This window comes from Stenotrophomonas sp. GD03794, from assembly GCF_029842145.1.
Lineage (GTDB): Bacteria > Pseudomonadota > Gammaproteobacteria > Xanthomonadales > Xanthomonadaceae > Stenotrophomonas > Stenotrophomonas riyadhensis.
The window spans coordinates 15260-32912 of the sequence record NZ_JAOCFV010000018.1 but is presented as its reverse complement, the minus strand read 5'-3'; the positions used below and the strand labels follow the sequence as shown (position 1 = coordinate 32912).

The 17653-nt window shown below is 67.6% G+C and carries 15 protein-coding genes and 1 pseudogene; 1 reads left to right on the top strand and 15 read right to left on the bottom strand.

Annotated features, from left to right (window positions below):
- Window positions 1-8: 8 nt before the first annotated feature.
- The gene (locus N5D91_RS11855; RefSeq protein ID WP_005408086.1) at window positions 9-458 is read left to right on the top strand and encodes a DUF721 domain-containing protein; all 450 of its coding nucleotides are present in this window, start codon (window positions 9-11) and stop codon (window positions 456-458) included.
- 282 nt (window positions 459-740) lie between these two features.
- Here N5D91_RS11855 and lpxC read toward each other — a convergent pair whose 3' ends face one another.
- The 15 genes and pseudogenes from lpxC to mraZ form a co-directional block, all read right to left on the bottom strand.
- Window positions 741-1652: a UDP-3-O-acyl-N-acetylglucosamine deacetylase gene (gene lpxC / locus N5D91_RS11850; RefSeq protein ID WP_004143722.1), complete on the bottom strand. Its 912-nt coding sequence runs from the start codon at window positions 1650-1652 to the stop codon at window positions 741-743.
- A gap of 206 nt (window positions 1653-1858) precedes the next feature.
- Window positions 1859-3094 carry a cell division protein FtsZ gene (gene ftsZ / locus N5D91_RS11845; RefSeq protein ID WP_164161599.1) on the bottom strand — a complete coding sequence of 412 codons (1236 nt, stop codon included), beginning with the start codon at window positions 3092-3094 and terminating at the stop codon, window positions 1859-1861.
- A 170-nt stretch (window positions 3095-3264) separates the two neighbouring features.
- Window positions 3265-4500, bottom strand: a complete 1236-nt coding sequence (gene ftsA, locus N5D91_RS11840) for a cell division protein FtsA (RefSeq protein WP_005408083.1) — start codon at window positions 4498-4500, stop codon at window positions 3265-3267.
- A 71-nt stretch (window positions 4501-4571) separates the two neighbouring features.
- Window positions 4572-5246, bottom strand: a pseudogene (locus N5D91_RS11835) (cell division protein FtsQ/DivIB); the annotation flags it as partial.
- Window positions 5243-6205, bottom strand: coding sequence for a D-alanine--D-alanine ligase (locus tag N5D91_RS11830; protein WP_180854806.1), 963 nt, complete (start codon window positions 6203-6205; stop codon window positions 5243-5245). The pseudogene N5D91_RS11835 and the gene N5D91_RS11830, both read right to left, overlap by 4 nt.
- Complete coding sequence (gene murC, locus N5D91_RS11825) at window positions 6202-7638, bottom strand: UDP-N-acetylmuramate--L-alanine ligase (RefSeq protein WP_012510048.1); 1437 nt, start codon at window positions 7636-7638, stop codon at window positions 6202-6204. The genes N5D91_RS11830 and murC overlap by 4 nt, the downstream gene beginning before the upstream one ends.
- A gap of 40 nt (window positions 7639-7678) precedes the next feature.
- Window positions 7679-8767, bottom strand: coding sequence for an undecaprenyldiphospho-muramoylpentapeptide beta-N-acetylglucosaminyltransferase (murG, locus tag N5D91_RS11820; protein ID WP_153856295.1), 1089 nt, complete (start codon window positions 8765-8767; stop codon window positions 7679-7681).
- The gene (gene ftsW / locus N5D91_RS11815) at window positions 8764-10083 is read right to left on the bottom strand and encodes a putative lipid II flippase FtsW (protein WP_153856294.1); all 1320 of its coding nucleotides are present in this window, start codon (window positions 10081-10083) and stop codon (window positions 8764-8766) included. Before ftsW ends, murG begins: the two co-directional genes overlap by 4 nt.
- Window position 10084: 1 nt before the next feature.
- Window positions 10085-11170 carry a phospho-N-acetylmuramoyl-pentapeptide-transferase gene (gene mraY / locus N5D91_RS11810; protein ID WP_010481929.1) on the bottom strand — a complete coding sequence of 362 codons (1086 nt, stop codon included), beginning with the start codon at window positions 11168-11170 and terminating at the stop codon, window positions 10085-10087.
- Complete coding sequence (gene murF, locus N5D91_RS11805; protein ID WP_180854807.1) at window positions 11160-12554, bottom strand: UDP-N-acetylmuramoyl-tripeptide--D-alanyl-D-alanine ligase; 1395 nt, start codon at window positions 12552-12554, stop codon at window positions 11160-11162. The genes mraY and murF overlap by 11 nt, the downstream gene beginning before the upstream one ends.
- Window positions 12551-14059, bottom strand: coding sequence for a UDP-N-acetylmuramoyl-L-alanyl-D-glutamate--2,6-diaminopimelate ligase (locus N5D91_RS11800; protein WP_110711047.1), 1509 nt, complete (start codon window positions 14057-14059; stop codon window positions 12551-12553). The genes murF and N5D91_RS11800 overlap by 4 nt, the downstream gene beginning before the upstream one ends.
- On the bottom strand, window positions 14056-15900 hold the full coding sequence (locus N5D91_RS11795) for a penicillin-binding protein 2 (RefSeq protein WP_153856291.1): 1845 nt from the start codon (window positions 15898-15900) through the stop codon (window positions 14056-14058). Before N5D91_RS11795 ends, N5D91_RS11800 begins: the two co-directional genes overlap by 4 nt.
- Window positions 15897-16160, bottom strand: a complete 264-nt coding sequence (ftsL, locus tag N5D91_RS11790) for a cell division protein FtsL (protein ID WP_005412242.1) — start codon at window positions 16158-16160, stop codon at window positions 15897-15899. The genes N5D91_RS11795 and ftsL overlap by 4 nt, the downstream gene beginning before the upstream one ends.
- Window positions 16157-17140 (bottom strand): 16S rRNA (cytosine(1402)-N(4))-methyltransferase RsmH, encoded by a 984-nt coding sequence (gene rsmH, locus N5D91_RS11785; RefSeq protein WP_110711045.1) that lies wholly within the window; start codon window positions 17138-17140, stop codon window positions 16157-16159. The genes ftsL and rsmH overlap by 4 nt, the downstream gene beginning before the upstream one ends.
- Window positions 17141-17154: 14 nt before the next feature.
- The gene (gene mraZ, locus N5D91_RS11780) at window positions 17155-17601 is read right to left on the bottom strand and encodes a division/cell wall cluster transcriptional repressor MraZ (RefSeq protein WP_004143635.1); all 447 of its coding nucleotides are present in this window, start codon (window positions 17599-17601) and stop codon (window positions 17155-17157) included.
- Window positions 17602-17653: the final 52 nt, after the last annotated feature.

Genomic DNA, 17653 nt, shown 5'->3' with positions numbered 1-17653 from the left:
GAGTTTTCATGTCTGAGCCGAAATCCAGCGTTCGCCCCGCGTCAGTGCCGAAGCCGGCGCTGGATGCGGTGATGGCGGACAAAAGCGGGAACCCGCTGCGGCGTGCCTTGTGGCTCGACGCGCTGGACCGTCAGTTGCGCCCCCAGTTGCCGCCACCTCTGCGCAGCCGTTGCCGGCTGGCCAATGTGGACGGGGAACACCTCGTTTTTCTCGTCGAGTCCCCGGTCTGGCATGCCAAGTTGCGGCTTGCCGAAGCCCAGTTGCTCGACGCGGCCCGTTCCATCGGGCTGAAGGCCACCAGGGTGACCATCAAGACTGCGTCTCCCACTCCCACGCGCTCCCCAGCGCTCGACAACCGGAATGGACCCCACGCAGTTTCAGCCGCCACGCACAAAGGGCTACGCGACGCCTTGGCTTGCCTGCAGGACGTTCCTTCGAAACCGAAGAAGCGGTCCTGACGACAACGGAGCATCCAGCTCCGCTCCCCGTCGCGCGTGTCACCACGGCGTGAAACATTTCGGGGGCCGGGTCGCATCCTAGCTGCCAACCGGGGGCCTGTCGTTAGATTGTTGTTAAAACTACGTTAAATTCAGGCTTCCGATCCAACAGGTTCACAAAACCGTGACCTCGAACCGGCCTTGAGACTTTCAAAGTACGCTGAATGCGCCGTCGGCGCCGGAAACGACAACGCCGCCCTTTCAGGCGGCGTTTTTGTCTTTTGTTTCAATGACCTGGAATGATCAGGCGTAGGCCGGGGTAGCGTATTCGACCGGATCCGGGGTGGCCGGCGAGTCGAAGCTGACCCATTCCCAGGCGGTCGCGTCGGCCATCAGCGCCCGCACCAGCTTGTTGTTGAGCGCGTGGCCGGACTTGAAGCCTTCGTAGGCGCCCAGCACCTGGCCACCGGCCAGATAGAGGTCGCCGATCGCGTCGAGGATCTTGTGGCGCACGAATTCGTCGGCGTAGCGCAGGCCGTCTTCGTTGAGCACGCGGAACTCGTCCAGCACGATGGCGTTGTCCATCGAACCGCCCAGGCCCAGGTTGCGCTCGCGCATGTATTCCAGGTCGCGCATGAAACCGAAGGTGCGCGCGCGGGAGATTTCCTTGGTGTAGGCCAGCGTCGAGAACTCGATTTCCTGGCGCGACTGCTTGGCCGGGATCATCGGGTGGTCGAACTGGATGGTGAAGCCCAGCTTGTAGCCCTCGTACGGGGTGAAGCGGGCCACCTTGTCGCCCTCGGTCACTTCCACGGTCTTCAGCACGCGGATGAAGCGCTTGGGCGCATCCTGTTCCACGATGCCCGCCGACTGCAGCAGGAACACGAACGGGCCAGCCGAACCGTCCATGATCGGCAGCTCGGCCGAGGACAGTTCAACGATGATGTTGTCCACACCCAGGCCGGCCAGCGCCGACATCAGGTGTTCGACGGTCTGGATCTTGGCGTCGTTGCAGGTCAGGCCGGTGCACAGGGTCACTTCGGTGACCAGCTCGGCCTTGGCCGGCACTTCCACCACCGGGTCCAGGTCCACGCGGCGGAACACGATGCCATGGTTGACCGGTGCCGGGCGCAGGGTCATGTAGACCTTGTCACCGCTGTGCAGGCCAACGCCGGTGGCGCGGATCGTGTTCTTGAGGGTGCGTTGCTGGATCATGGGGGATGGACCGGAAGTGACACATTAGATTAACACGCGCCCTCCCCTACCCTGGCTGAAACGCCAGTGAAAGCCGCCGGCAGGACGCACCGGCACGCCGCGGGGACGCGCGTGAAGCAGGGCGGCCGGGCCCATCCTGGCCCGGCGCCCGCGTTTTCAGGACATGGTGGCGCAACCCGGGGAGGACAAGCCCCGGGCAGCCCCGCTCAGTCCGCCTGGCGGCGCAGGAAGGCCGGGATGTCCAGGTAATCGTTCGGCAGTTCCGCTGCAGCCGGGGCCGACGCCGCCGGGGCCGACGCAGTGGACGCTGCCGCGGTGTCGCTGCTGGCACGACGCAGGCCCAGGCCCATGCCGCCGACAGCCTTGGACACGGCGTCGCCACCGTTGTCGAACTCGCCGAACTCCGGCTGGCCGGTGGTGGCATTGCGGACCAGCTTGATCGGCGCACGCTCGCCCGGACGCTGGGTCTTGCTGGCCGAGACGCGGTTCAGGCCGGTGGCGACCACGGTCACGCGCACTTCGTCCTGCATGTCCGGATCCAGCACCGTACCGACCACCACGGTGGCATCTTCGGAAGCGAAGCCATCGATGGTGCGGCCGATCTCGTCGAACTCGGCCATGGTGAAGTCGGCGCCGGCGGTGATGTTGACCAGGATGCCGTTGGCACCGGCCAGGTTCACGTCGTCCAGCAACGGGTTCTGGATCGCCGACTCGGCAGCGGCCTGGGCGCGGTCATCGCCACGGGCGGTGCCGGTACCCATCATCGCCAGGCCCATTTCGGACATGACGGTGCGCACGTCGGCGAAGTCGACGTTGATCAGGCCCGGACGCACGATCAGGTCGGCGATGCCCTGCACGGCGCCCTGCAGCACGTCGTTGGCGGCACGGAAGGCCTGGATCATGGTCGCGTTGCGACCCAGCACGGTGATCAGCTTCTCGTTCGGGATGGTGATCAGCGAGTCGCAGTGCTGGCTCAGTTCCTCGATGCCCTTCAGCGCCACCTGCATGCGGCGACGGCCTTCGAACGGGAACGGCTTGGTGACCACGGCCACGGTCAGGATGCCCATTTCCTTGGCCAGCTGTGCCACCACCGGCGCAGCGCCGGTGCCGGTGCCACCGCCCATGCCGGCGGTGATGAACACCATGTCCGCACCCTGCAGCGCGTCCATGATGCGCTCACGGTCTTCCAGCGCGGCCTGGCGGCCGACTTCCGGGTTCGCGCCTGCGCCCAGGCCCTTGGTCACGTTGGTACCCAGCTGCAGCTGCAGCTTGGCGCCACAATTCTTGATGGCCTGCGAGTCGGTGTTGGCAGTGATGAATTCCACGCCATCCACCGCCGAGTTGACCATGTGCGCCACGGCATTGCCGCCGCCGCCGCCCACGCCAACCACCTTGATCACCGCATTGGGTGCCATCTTTTCGATCAGTTCAAAATGCGCCATGTCCGTGTCCTCGTTGTATCCGCTTTGGCGGGCATGGGCATTCGGGCGTCCTGCCGTCCTGCTGCATGCCGACGTTGCGGCTGTGTGGGTTGTGTGTTGCCGGTGTTGCGTTGTGATGCGGGTACTGCGGGTGTTGCGCCCTGGCGATGCCGGGGGTTTCGGGTTCCGCGTCAGAACTCGCCGCGGAACCAGGTCTTGAGTTTCTTGAACATGCTTCCAGCGCGCCCGGTCGGCAGCGACGGCCGCCGCGGGTGCTCGATCTGGCTGCCCATCAGCAGCAAGCCCACGCCGGTGGCGTGCACCGGGTTGCCGACCACTTCGCCGAGGCCGGTGACGTGCTGCGGGATACCCACGCGCACCGGCATCTGCAGCATTTCCTCGGCCAGTTCGACCACGCCTTCCATCTTCGAGGCACCACCGGTCAGCACCATGCCGGCGCGCACCAGTTCCTCGAAGCCGGAGCGGCGCAGTTCGGCCTGCACCATCTCGAAGATTTCCTCGTAGCGGCCCTGCACGGCCTGCGCCAGCGAATGGCGCGGCATGCGGCGCGGCGGGCGGTCGCCCACCGACGGCACCTGGATGCTTTCCTCGGCGGTGGCCAGCTGGGCCAGGGCGCAGGCATAGCGCACCTTGATCTGCTCGGCTTCCGGGGTCGGCGTGCGCAGCATGTGCGCGATGTCATTGGTGACGTGGTCGCCGGCGATCGGCAGCGAAGCCGTGTGGCAGATCGCGCCCTGCACGAACACCGCGATATCGGTGGTACCGGCGCCCATATCGACCAGCACCACGCCCAGCTCGCGCTCGTCGGCGGTCAGCACGGCCACGCTGGAGGCCAGCGAGGACAGCACCAGGTCGTCCACCTGCAGGCCACAGCGCTGCACGCACTTGCTGATGTTGGCCGCAGCGGACTGCGCGCAGACCACCAGGTGCGCGTGCACCTCCAGGCGCACGCCGGTCATGCCGACCGGGTTGCGGATGCCTTCCTGCGAATCGTCCAGGACGTACTCGCGCGGGATCGCGTGCAGGATCTTCTGGTCGGCCGGAATCGCCACGGCCTTGGCCGCATCGAGCACGCGATCCAGGTCGCCCCAGGTCACTTCGCCGTCGCGGATCGGCACGATGCCGGGCGAATTCTTGCACTGCACGTGGTTGCCGGAGATCGAGGCATACACCGAGCGGATCTCGCAGCCGGCCATCAGCTCGGCTTCTTCCACCGCGCGCTGGATCGACTGCACGGTCGATTCGATGTCCACCACCACGCCACGCTTGAGCCCGCGCGACTCGTGCGAGCCGATGCCGATCACTTCGATCGGGTTGCCCGGCGAGTACTCGCCCACCAGCGCCACCACCTTGGAGGTGCCGATGTCCAGGCCAACGATCAGCGATTTGTCACCCTTGCGATTCATGTCCTTTCCTGCGTCCTGCTGGCTGGGGTCGCCGGCGTTTTCGCCGGCGTGGCCGGGGTACCCCAGCTCAGCGTGAAACCATTGGTGTAACGGAGATCGGCGCGCTCGATCGGCGCGTCCTGACGGTTGAGCTGCGGCAGCACCTTGACGAAGCGCTGCATGCGCGAGCGCGCGTCGTCGCGGCCGACCACCACTTCGGTACCGTTGCTCAGCACCAGCGACCAGCTGCCGCGCGCATCCATCGTCACCCGGCGCACGTCGACGCCGGCCGGTGCGAACAATGCACGCGAGTCGCTGTACAGCTTCATCACTTCTTCGGTCTGGCTGTCGGGGCCGTCCAGTTCGGGCAGCGCCAGATCGGCCAGCTTCTTCGGCGTGGGGAACAGCTTGCCCTGCTCGGAAACCAGGCGGTCGTTGCCCCAGCGCGCGAACGGCTTGTGCTCGACCAGGGTCACTTCCAGCACGTCCGGCCACTGCTTGCGCACCTGCGCGCTTTCCACCCACGGCAGCTGTTCCAGTGCATCCTGCGCGTCCTGCAGCTTGACCGCGAAGAAGCCCGCATGCGCGTACGGCAGCAGCACCTGCTGCAACTGCTCGGCCGGCACCCGCTTGAACTCACCATGCACGCGCAGCTTCGCCAGCGGCCAGCGCTCGGCGCCGACCCAGCCATTGACCACGGCCACCACCGGCAGTGCAACCACCGACAGCGCCAACAGCCAGACGAAGATGCGCAGCACCGCGTTCATGCGTGCGAGGCCTCCAGGGTCTGTTCCAGCACGCGCCACACCAGCTCCTCGAAACCGATGCCGGCCTGGCGGGCCGCCTTGGGCACCAGCGAATGGCTGGTCATGCCCGGCGCGGTATTCACTTCCAGCAGGAAGAAACGGCCGCTGCTGCGGTCACGCATCACGTCCACGCGGCCCCAGCCACGGCAGCCAGCGGCACGGAATGCGGCCAGCGCGATGCGGCGGATTTCCTCTTCGTCGTCACCGTCCAGTCCTGGGCACAGGTACTGGGTGTCCTCGGCAATGTACTTGGCGTTGTAGTCGTACCACTGGCCCTTGGGCACGATGCGGATCGACGGCAGCGCGACATCGCCGAGGATGGCCACCGTCAGTTCGTCGCCCACCACCATCTGCTCCATCAGCAGCTGGCCGTCGTAGCGCGCGGCCAGGGCCACCGCCTCGTCCAGGCCGGCGTCATCGGTGACCCGGCTGATGCCCACGCTGGAGCCTTCATTGGCCGGCTTCACCACTACCGGCAGGCCCAGTTCGGCTGCCAGTGCATGCACCGTGGTCGCGTCCACCTTCCGGTACTGCGGGGTGGGCAGGCCCAGCGACAGCCACACCTGCTTGGTGCGGATCTTGTCCATGCTCAGCGCCGAGCCCAGCACGTTCGAGCCGGTGTACGGCACGCCGAAGGCGTCCATCAGGCCCTGCACGATGCCGTCCTCACCGCCACCGTTGTGGCCATGCAGGATGTTGAACACGCGATCGATGCCACCGGCGGCGAGCGCCTTGGCCAGCGCCGGAATGCCATCCACCGCGAACGCATCGACGCCACGCGACTGCAGGGCTTCGAGCACGTTGCGGCCGGAATCCAGCGACACCTCGCGTTCGCTGGAACTGCCGCCGAGCAGCACGGCGACGCGACCGAACACGGCCGGGTCGGTCACGCGCAGCGGCGGGAAGGTCAGCGCGCTCACGCCTCGCCCTCCCCCTTGAAGCCTTCCACCGCGATATGGGTGGCCACGGCACCGATGTCGCCGGCGCCCATCATCAGCAGCAGGTCACCGTCCTGCAGCACGTCCGGCAGCACGCTGGCCAGCTCGGCGGCCTTGCCCACCACCACCGGTTCGCTGCGGCCGCGCGCGCGGATGGCGCGGGCCAGCGCATGCGAATCGGCACCGGCAATCGGTTCCTCGCCGGCCGGGTAGACCTCGCTCAGCACCAGCGCATCGACGCTGGACAGCACCGCGGCGAACTTGTCGAACTGGTCGCGGGTACGGCTGTAGCGGTGCGGCTGGAAGGCCACCACCAGGCGCTTGTCGGCCCAGCCGCCGCGGGCCGCGGCGAACACCGCCTCCAGCTCGCTCGGGTGATGGCCGTAGTCGTCGATGATGCGCACCTTGGCGCCGCTGGCGGTGGTCACTTCGCCCAGATCGTTGAAGCGACGACCGACACCGGCAAAGCCTTCCAGTGCGCGCGCGATCGCATCCGGGGCCACGCCCAGCTGCCAGCCCACTGCGGCGGCGGCCAGTGCATTCAGCACGTTGTGCTTGCCCGGCAGCGCCAGCACCACTTCCTGGCTGGTGCCCTGCGGCAGGCGCAGGGTGAAGCGCATGCGCGAGCCTTCCTGCACCACGTTCTCGGCGCGCACGTCGGCCTGCGGGCTCATGCCGTAGCTCATCACGTGGCGCGGGGTCTTGGCAGCCAGAGCCGCCACTTCCGGATCGTCGATGCACAGCACCGCCAGGCCGTAGAACGGCAGGCGCTGCAGGAACTCGGCGAACGCCGCCTGCACGCGGGCGAAGTCGTTGCCGTAGTTCTCCAGGTGGTCTGCATCGATGTTGGTGATGATCGACATCAGCGGGTTCAGGCGCAGGAAGCTGCCATCGCTTTCGTCGGCCTCGGCCACCAGCCATTGCCCACCACCCAGCTTGGCGTTGGCGCCGGCGGCCAGCAGCTGGCCACCGATCACGAAGGTCGGGTCCAGGCCGCCTTCGCTCAGCACCGCGGCGGTGAGGCTGGTGGTGGTGGTCTTGCCATGGGTACCGGCCACCGCGATGCCACGGCGGAAGCGCATCAGCTCGGCCAGCATCGCCGCACGCGGCATGATCGGAATGCGCTGGCTGCGCGCTTCCATCAGTTCCGGGTTGTCTTCGCGGATGGCACTGGAGACCACCACGCAATCGGTGCCCAGCACGTTGGCCGCGGAGTGGCCGCGCATGATGCGCGCACCCAGGCTGGCCAGGCGACGGGTCGCCACGTTGTCGGCGTTGTCCGAGCCGGACACTTCATAGCCCAGCGTCAGCATCACTTCGGCGATGCCGCTCATGCCGGTGCCGCCGATGCCGACGAAATGCACGCGCGGGAACGCGCGCACCAGGTCGTTGGTGTCGTGCAGGCGACGGATCATGCGCAGCCTCGCGCAGGGCAGGCGCGGTGGCATGCCTTCTTCATACAGCTTCCTCGAGAATGATATCGGCGATGCGCTCGGCGGCATCGACCTTGGCCAGGGCACGCGCGGCTTGCGCCATCTGCATGCGGCGGGCGGGATTTTCGGACAGATCGCGCAGCAGTGCGGCAATGCCGTCGGCCAGCGTTCCGTCCTGCTTCAGCAAAACCGCCGCGCCGCGCTCGACCAGGTACTCCGCATTGCGGGTCTGGTGATCGTCGACGGCAGCGGGGAAAGGCACCAGCACGCTGCCGACACCCACCGCACACAGCTCGGCCAATGTCGAGGCGCCCGCGCGACACACCACCAGGTCCGCCCAGGCAAAGGCCTCGGCCATGTCGGCGATGAACGGCGTGATTTCTGCCTGCACGCCGGCCTTGGCATAGGCCTCGACCGCTTCGGCATGCATCTTCTCGCCGCTCTGGTGGCGCACCTGCACCGGAACCCCGGTACCCAGTGCGGCGATCGCCTGCGGCACGCCGGTGTTGAGTGCGCGCGCGCCCTGGCTGCCGCCCACCACCAGCACGCGCAGCGGGCCATGACGGTCGGCGAAGCGTTGTTCCGGCGGTGCGATGGCGGCGATTTCGGCGCGCACCGGGTTACCGACGAACTCCTCGCCCTTGGCGAAGGTGCCCGGGAAACCGGTCAGCAGCCGGCGTGCATAGCGCGACAGGATGCGGTTGGTCATGCCCGGCGCACGGTTCTGCTCATGCACCAGCAGCGGCAAGCCATGCAGGCGCGCGGCCATGCCACCCGGCCCGGACGCGAAGCCACCAAAGGCGACCACGGCACGCGGCTGGCGCTTGCGGATGATCATGCCGGCCGCGCGCAGCGCGCGCATCAGCCGCCACGGCGCGCCGAGCAGAGCCAGCTTGCCCTTGCCACGCAGGCCGGTGATGGCCAGCGTGTCGATCGGAATGTCGTGCTGCGGCACCAGGCGGGTTTCCATCGCACCGTCGGCGCCCATCCAGGTGACCGGCACGCCGCGCTCGCGCAGCACGCGGGCCACGGCGAGGCCGGGGAAGATGTGCCCGCCGGTGCCACCGGCGAGGATCATCACTGGACGTGCAGTGTGGGCGGCTGCGTTCATGACAGCCTCCCGAAGGTCGGTTCGACGCGCGACTGCAGGCGGCTGGTGCCGCGTGCAGCGTTCGGCGCAGCGGCCGCCGTCGGCTCGGCGCTCATCGGCACGCTGGCGGCCACCGGTGCGGCGGGCTCGTCCATCGGCTCGGCAGCGGCGTCTTCGGCGCCACCGATGCGCACGGCCTGGCGGCGCTCGGCGCGCTTGAGTTCATACGACACGCGCAGCAGCAGGCCCATCGCCACGCAGGTCATCAGCACCGACGAACCGCCGGAGGAGATCAGCGGCAGGGTCAGGCCCTTGGTCGGCAGGATGCCCAGGTTCACGCCGATCGAGACGAAGGTCTGCATGCTGATCCACAGGCCGATGCCGAAGGCGATGTAGCCGGAGAAGTGACGCTTCATTTCCACGCAGCGCATGCCCAGCCAGAACGTGCGGCCGACCAGCAGCGCGTACAGCGCCACGATCACGCAGGTGCCCAGGAAGCCGAACTCCTCTGCGGTGACCGAGAAGATGAAGTCGGTATGCGCTTCCGGCAGGTAGTACAGCTTCTGCACCGAGTTGCCCAGGCCGACGCCGGTCCACTCGCCACGGCCCACCGCCATCAGCGCGTTGGACAGCTGGTAGCCGTCGCCCTGCTGGTCGGCCCACGGGTCCAGGAAGGAGGTGATGCGGCGCATGCGGTACGGCTCGATGATCGCCAGCGCGCTCATCCCGACCAGGCCGATGATCACCGGCATCGACATGCGCGGCATGTTCACCCCGCCCAGCACCAGCATGCCGGCGGTGATCGCCAGCAGCAGGGTCGAGGAACCGAAGTCCGGCTGCAGCAGCAGCAGCACCACCAGCGCACCGGCCACGCCCAGCGGCTTGAGCATCGCCGGCCAGGTCGCGTTGACCTCGTCGCGGAAGCGCACCAGGTAGCTGGACAGCCACACGATGTAGAGCACCTTCACCGCTTCGACCGTCTGGAACTTGGAGATGCCCAGGTTGATCCAGCGGCGCGCGCCGTTGACGGTGCTGCCCAGGCCCGGCGTGAACACTGCCAGCAGCAGCACGAAGCAGCCCAGCAGCAGCATCTGGTTGTACTGCTCGATGGACTTCAGCTCGGTGCGGGCGGCGATGACCGCCAGCACGATACCGACCGCCAGGAAGATCAGGTGGCGGTTGAGGTAGTAGAACGGGCTGCTCATCAATGCGATCGAGCTGGACGCCACCATCACCACGCCGACACCGGTGAGCGCGATGATCGCGCCCAGCAGCCACTTGTCGTAGCTGCCTTCGATGGCTTCAAGGCGTGTTGCCTGGCGGGACAGGTCGTTCATCTCAGCGCACCTTCAACGTGGCCAGGCCGATCAGCACGAGCACGACGGAGATGATCCAGAAGCGCACGATCACGCGCGGCTCGGGCCAGCCCTTCAGTTCGAAATGGTGGTGGATCGGCGCCATGCGGAACACGCGCTTGCCGGTCAGCTTGAACGAGGCGACCTGGATCATCACCGACAGCGTTTCGATGACGAACACGCCGCCCATGATCACCAGCACCAGCTCCTGGCGGGTGATCACCGCGATCGTGCCCAGCACCGCGCCCAGCGCCAGCGCGCCGATGTCGCCCATGAACACCATGGCCGGATAGGTGTTGAACCACAGGAAGCCGAGGCCCGCACCGGCGATGGCCGCGCAGATGATGACCAGCTCGCCGGCGCCCGGGATCTGCGGTATCTGCAGGTAGTTGGCGAACACCACGTTGCCCGAGGCGTAGGCGAACACGCCCAGTGCGCAGGCCACCAGCACGGTCGGCATGATCGCCAGGCCGTCCAGGCCGTCGGTGAGGTTCACCGCATTGGAGAAGCCGACGATCCAGAAGTAGGCGATGGCCACGAAACCGATGCCGGCCAGCGGCAGCGCGATCGACTTGAACATCGGGATGTAGAAGGTCAGCGCTGCCGGCACGTCGGCCGTGTAGAACAGGAACAGGCCCGCGGCCAGGCCGAAGATCGACTGCAGCAGGTACTTCCAGCGCGACTTCAGGCCGTTCGGGTCGCGGCGGACGATCTTGATCCAGTCGTCATACCAGCCGATGGCGCCGAAGCACAGCATCACCGCCAGCACCAGCCACACGTAGCGGTTGCGCAGGTCGGCCCACATCAGCACCGACAGGGTGATGGTGAGCAGGATCAGCGAACCGCCCATGGTCGGCGTACCGGCCTTGGAGAAATGGGTCTGCGGACCGTCCTTGCGGATCGGCTGGCCGCCCTTGAACTGGGCAAGCTTGCGGATCATCGCCGGGCCGAGCCACAGCGACAGGAACAGGGCCGTCAGCGCGGCAAGGATGGCGCGGAACGTCTGGTAGTTGAACAGCCCGAACAGGCTCTCCAACTGCTGCAACCATCGAGCCAGTTCATACAACATGCGGGGATTCCTCTCCTTGCGCCAGCAGCGCTTTGACAATCGTGTCCATGGCGCTGCCACGGGAACCCTTGACCAGGCAGCGCACGCCAGCGTGCAGCTCGTCCTTCAGCGCCTGCGACAGCGCGTCATGGGTGGCGAAATGACGACCGCCGTCGCCGAAGGCGGCGGCAGCGACGGCGCTGAGCGGACCCAGCGCATACAGGCGCTTCAGGCCGGCGGCGCGTGCACGGATGCCGGCCTGCGCATGCAGCGCCTCGCCGTCCGGGCCCAGCTCGCGCATGTCGCCCAGCACCAGCCAGCCCTCTTCCGGCGCGGCGGCCAGGGCATCGATGGCCGCAGCCAGCGAACCCGGGTTGGCGTTGTAGCTGTCATCCACCAGCACCGCGCCATTGCGCAGCTGATGGGCGATCTGGCGACCCGGCACCGGCTGCGCTTCGGCCAGGCCGGCGGCAATCAGCGCCAGATCAACACCGGCGGCCAGCGCCAGGCTGGCAGCGGCCAGCGCATTGCTGACGTTGTGGCGACCCGGCAGGCCCAGCACCACGCGGGCTTCGCCGGTCGGTGCGACCAGGGTGAACTGGCTGCCCTGCGCGCCGGCGCGGATGTCGCGTGCGGTCACGTCCGCCGAGTGTTCCAGGCCATAGCGCAGCACACGGCTGCGCGCCGGCGTGCCGACGAAATGCTGTTCGAACCAGCGGCCGTAGGCATCGTCGACGTTGATCACCGCCACGCCATCGGCCGGCAGCGCGGCATAGATCGCGCCCTTGGTCACTGCCACGCCGAGCAGGCTGCCCATGCGTTCCAGGTGCGCCGGGGCGATGTTGTTGACCAGCGCATAGCGCGGGCGGGCGATGTCGGTCAGGTAGGCGATGTCGCCCGGCTTGCCCGCGCCCATCTCGTAGACGGCGTAGTCGGCATCTTCGGGAGCATCGATCACTGCCAGCGGCAGGCCGATCTCGTTGTTGCGGTTGCCCGGGTTGGCGTAGACCACCTTGTGCGCGTGCTGGGCCACCTGCTGCAGGATCGACAGCAGCAGGCTCTTCACGCTGGTCTTGCCATTGCTGCCGGTGATCGCGAACACCTCGGTATCGCGGTCGCGCTGCATGCCGGTGGCGATCTTCGCCAGCGCCAGTTCGCTGTCGGCCACCAGCACCTGCGGCAGTTCGATCGGCAGCAGGCGCTCGACCAGCAGCGCGCTGGCACCGCGCGCCTGCGCGTCGGCGGCAAAGTCATGGCCATCGAAACGCTCGCCGCGCAGCGCCACATACAGGCTGCCCGGGCCGAGGCTGCGGGTGTCATTGCTGACCGCATCGATGGCCACGTCGTCGCCGTGGATCTCGCCGCCGGCCCAGTGTGCGATCAGCGAAAGCAGGGTGCGCTTCATGCGGTGCCCTCCCCGGCCTGCGCGGCCAACACGCCAGCCTTGGCAGCCAACGCAGCGGCAGCCACTTCGGTGTCGTCGAAGTCATGGCGCACGCCGTTCACTTCCTGGTACGGCTCGTGGCCCTTGCCGGCGATCAGGATGATGTCGCCGGCACCGGCACGCTTCACCGCCAGGCCGATCGCACGCGCGCGGCTGCGCTGCACGGTCACGGCGGAGGCATCGGTGAAGCCGGCCAGGATGTCGGCCACGATCACGTCGCCATCTTCGCCACGCGGATTGTCGTCGGTGACGATGACCTGGTTGGCCAGGCGCTCGGCAATCGCCGCCATCTGCGGGCGCTTGCCGGTATCGCGCTCGCCACCGCAGCCGAACACGCAGAACAGCGCACCGTGCAGGTGGCCATGCAGGCTGTCCAGCGCCTGTTCCAACGCATCCGGGGTATGCGCGTAGTCGACCACCACGGTCGGCAGGCCGTCTTCGCCGCCCAGGCGGTTCATGCGGCCACGGATCGGCTGCAGCGCCGACAGCACCTCGGCAATGCGCGGCAGCGGCTGGCCCTGCGCGTGCAGGGTGCCGGCCACGGCCAGCAGGTTGTCCACGTTGAAGCGGCCCAGCAGCGGCGACTGCACCGCCGCGCGCTGGCCGTCGATGACCAGTTCGAAGGCAATGCCACGGCCGTCCAGCTGCAGCGCCTCGGCGCGCACGCTGGCGTCGGTGGCACCGCGCGAGCTCAGGCCGATCGGCTGCACGCCCGCCGGCAGGCCGGCGAACAGCTGGCGACCGAACGCGTCGTCAAGATTGATCACCGCGGCCTTCAGGCCCGGACGATGGAACAGCCGCGCCTTGGCCGCGCCGTAGCTGGCCATGTCGCCGTGGTAGTCCAGATGGTCGCGGGTGAGATTGGTGAACACCGCCACGTCATAGTGCACGGCATCCACGCGGCCCTGGTCCAGCGCGTGCGAGCTGACTTCCATCGCCACCGCGCGCGCACCGGCGTCGCGCAGCTGTGCCAGCAACGCATGCATCTGCAGCACCAGCGGCGTAGTGAAACCGGTCGGCTCAACTGCACCGTAAAGTCCGGCGCCCAACGTGCCGATACTGCCACTGGGCGTTCCGAGCAGGTGCCAGGCCTGGGCCAGCAGCTGCACGGTGGAAGTCTTGCCGTTGGTGCCGGTCACACCCACCATCGCCATCGCCCGCGACGGTGCGCCATGGAACTGGTCGGCCATCGCACCCATGCGCGCGCGCAGGCCCGGCACGGCGATCGCATCGTCCGGTGCCGGCAGTTCGGCCGGTGCCGGCGGTTCGAACAGGATGGCGCCGGCGCCGGCCGCACGGGCCTGCTCGACAAAGCCCAGGCCATGCGCGCCGAAACCGGCGATGGCGACGAAGGCATTGCCGGGGCGCACGGCGCGGCTGTCCAGCACCAGGCCGGTCAGAACGGGATCGTGGCCCGCCAGGGCCACATCCGGAAGCAACTGCGAAAGCAACATCGAAGGACTCATTGCGTGCCTCCCGTAGCGGGCGGCGTCTGGGCTTGCGCGCTGGGCAGCGCAGCATCGAATTCAGCGGCGGCATCCACCGGCAGCGCGGCTTCGGCCGGCGGCGCGGGCAGGATCGAGGCCGAGTGACCGACCTTGCCGGACTGCTGTGCGGCCAGCCACGACTGCAGGTCGTCCAGCGGCACGTCCATCAGGCGCAGGGTGCCTTCCATCACGTTGTGGTAGACCGGCGCCGACACCAGGCCGCCGTAGAACTTGCCGGCCTGCGGGTCGTTGATGACGATGACGGTGGCGAAGCGCGGGTTGGTGGCTGGCACCACGCCGGCGAACAGCGCGTTGTAATGGCCACGCTCGTAACCGCCGGGGCCGGCCTTGCGCGCGGTACCGGTCTTGCCGGCCACGCGGTAACCCAGCACCGCTGCCTGCTTGGCGCCGCCCTGGGTGACCACGGTTTCCATCATCGCCACCACCTGTTTGGCGACGTTCTCATCGATGATCTGCTGGCCTTCGTTGCGCTGGCCCTTGACGAAGGTCGGCGCGATCAACTTGCCGCCATTGGCCAACGCCGAATAGGCAGTAGCGATCTGCAGAGGGGTGACGTTCAGGCCGTAGCCGTAGGACATGGTGGTCTTGGTGGTGCCCGACCAGCGTGCCGGGCGCAGTACGACGCCGCCGGATTCACCCGGGAAGCCGCTGTGCGGCACCGAGCCGTAGCCGAAGCGACGCACGCCGTCGTAGAACACCTGGTCCGGCATCTTCGCCGCGACCTTGGCCGCGCCCACGTTCGAACTGCGGGTGATCACGCCGGTCACGTTCAGCACGCCGTTGTTGCGCGGCACGTCGCGGATGGTGAAGCGGCCCAGGGTCATGTAACCCGGGTTGGTATCGATGATGGTGTCCTTGGTCACCGCACCGGCCTGCAGCGCGGTGGCGATGGTCAACGGCTTCATCGTCGAACCCGGCTCGACCAGGTCGGTCACTGCACGGTTGCGGCGCGCATCGGGCAGCGCGCCGGTCAGCGAATTCGGGTTGTAGGTCGGCAGGTTGACCATGGCCAGGATCTCGCCGGTGGTCACGTCCATGATCACCATCGAACCGCCAGCCGCCTTGTTGGCCACCAGCGCGTTGCGCAGTTCCTTGAAGGCCAGGTACTGGATGCGGCGGTCGATGCTGAGGGTCAGGTCCTTGCCCGGCTCGGCGGCGCGCAGCAGATCGCTCTCGACCGTCTCGCCCTTGCGGTTGCGGATCACCCGCTTGGCGCCGGCCTTGCCGCGCAGCCATTCGTCGAACGCCAGTTCCAGGCCTTCCTGGCCGCGGTCGTCGATGTTGGTAAAGCCCAGCACATGCGCCATCGCCTCACCCTGCGGGTAGAAGCGGCGGAACTCGCGCTGCGCGGCCACGCCCGGAATCTTCAGCGCGACCACCTTCTCTGCCTCGTCCGGATTGATCCGGCGGCGCAGGTACATGAATTCCTTGTCCGACTTCTGCGACAGGCGGCTGCTCAGCTCATCCACCGACATGCCGACCGCCTGGGCCAGCTCGGGAATCCGCTCGGGCGAACGCAGCAGGTCCTGCGGGTTGACCCAGATCGAGGCGACCGGGGTCGACACCGCCAGTGGCTCGCCGTTGCGGTCGGTGATCATGCCGCGCGAGGTCTTGATCGGCAGCTCGCGCAGGTAGCGGGCCTCGCCCTGGCGCTGGTAGAAGTCGCTGTTGATGATCTGCACGTAGGCCGCGCGGCCGACCAGCGACACCGAACACAGGCCGAGCGCCAACGCCACCCAGCGCAGGCGCTGGCGCAGGTTGAAGGCGTTGCGCGGGCGGTTGCGGCCGGCCTTGCTCATGGGCGCACCACCACGATGTCGGCGGCCTCGGGGAACTTCATGCCGAGCTTCTCGCGGGCGATGCGATCGACACGGTTGGCTTCGGCCAGCGTTGCCTGTTCCAGCTGCAGGCGGCCGAATTCCAGATTGATGTCATCGCGCTTGCGCTCAGCGCGCGACAGCTCGATGAACGTCTGCCGGTGACGGTGACGCACGAACACGACGCCGATCGCCGAGGCCACGGTCGAGGCCAACAGGATGATCAGCAGCAGCCGGCTCATGCATCGGCCTCCCGCTTCTGGGCCACACGCAGCACGGCGCTGCGGGCGCGCGGGTTGGCAGCCAGCTCTTCGTCGGTGGCCTTGATGGCACCGCCGATCAGGTCCAGCGTCGGCACGAACACCTCCGCCTCGGGCAGGCGGCGGTTGGCCGGCGGGGCCTTGGCCAGGCGGTTCATGTACTGCTTGACGATGCGGTCTTCCAGCGAGTGGAAGCTGATGATCGCCAGGCGGCCACCGGGCTTGAGCCGTTCCACGGCCGCATCGAGGCCGGCTTCCAGATCGGCCAGCTCGCGGTTGATGTGGATGCGGATGGCCTGGAAGCTGCGCGTGGCCGGGTGGATCCGGCTCTTATCGGATCCCGACTTGCTGCGCGGCATCACCGAGCTAATCAGCTCGGCCAGCTCGGCGGTACGGGAGAACGGCTGCTTCTCGCGGCGGGCCACGATGGCGCGCGCGATACGGCGGCTCTGGCGCTCTTCGCCATAGGTCCACAGCACATCGGCAATCTCGCGCTCTTCAACGCGGTTGATCCACTGTGCGGCGCTTTCACCGTTGTCCGGATCCATGCGCATGTCCAGCGGGCCGTCCTTGCCGAAGCTGAAGCCTCGTTCGGCCACGTCCAGCTGCGGCGACGACACGCCCAGGTCGAACAGGACGCCGTCCAGGCCTTCAGCCGTCGCATCCCACTGCAGCAGCTGGGCGAAGCTGCCACGGAAGATGGACACGCGCGGGTCCGGCGCGAAATCGCGCTCGGCTACGGCGATGGCTTCCGGATCCTTGTCCATGACCAGCAGGCGCCCCTCGGGACCGAGCTGGGTGAGCACGCCACGTGCATGACCGCCACGACCGAACGTGCCATCCAGATAACGTCCGTTTTCGATCACCCTCAGGCCTTCAAGGACCTGGGTGTACAGGACCGGCAGGTGCACCGCCGGCGACTGCGACACCGGAAGGTGACCGGCCTGCGCTTCTGGGCGCATCCGGGCACCCCGGCTCACAACTTCAGGTCGAGCAACCCATCACCCAGATCCTCGTCAGACAACGTCTGCTGGATCAGGGCCCGATGCGCCTGCTCGCTCCACAATTCGAACTTGTCGCCCATACCGAGCAATACCGCCTTCTTCTCAATGCCCACCGCACCGCGGTGGCTGGCGGGGATGCTGATGCGACCGTTGCCGTCCAGCTCCAGATGGGCGGCCGAGCCGACCAGCTTCTGCTGCAACAGGCGCACGACGCGCTGGGTGTTGGGCTTGGACATCACGTCGTCGCGGACCCGCTCCCATTCCGACTCTGCATACAGCCACAGGCAGCCGGCTTCGAACGGGTTGTAGGTCAGCACGAGACGGTTGTTGCTGGCGCGCGCGACGAGGTCGCGGTAAGCGGTGGGAACCGCCATGCGCCCTTTATCGTCAACTGTGATGGCCGTCTCGCCCTGGAACACGACGCGTGCACCTATCCTTCGCCCGGTGAAACATTGAACCACGAAAACCCAC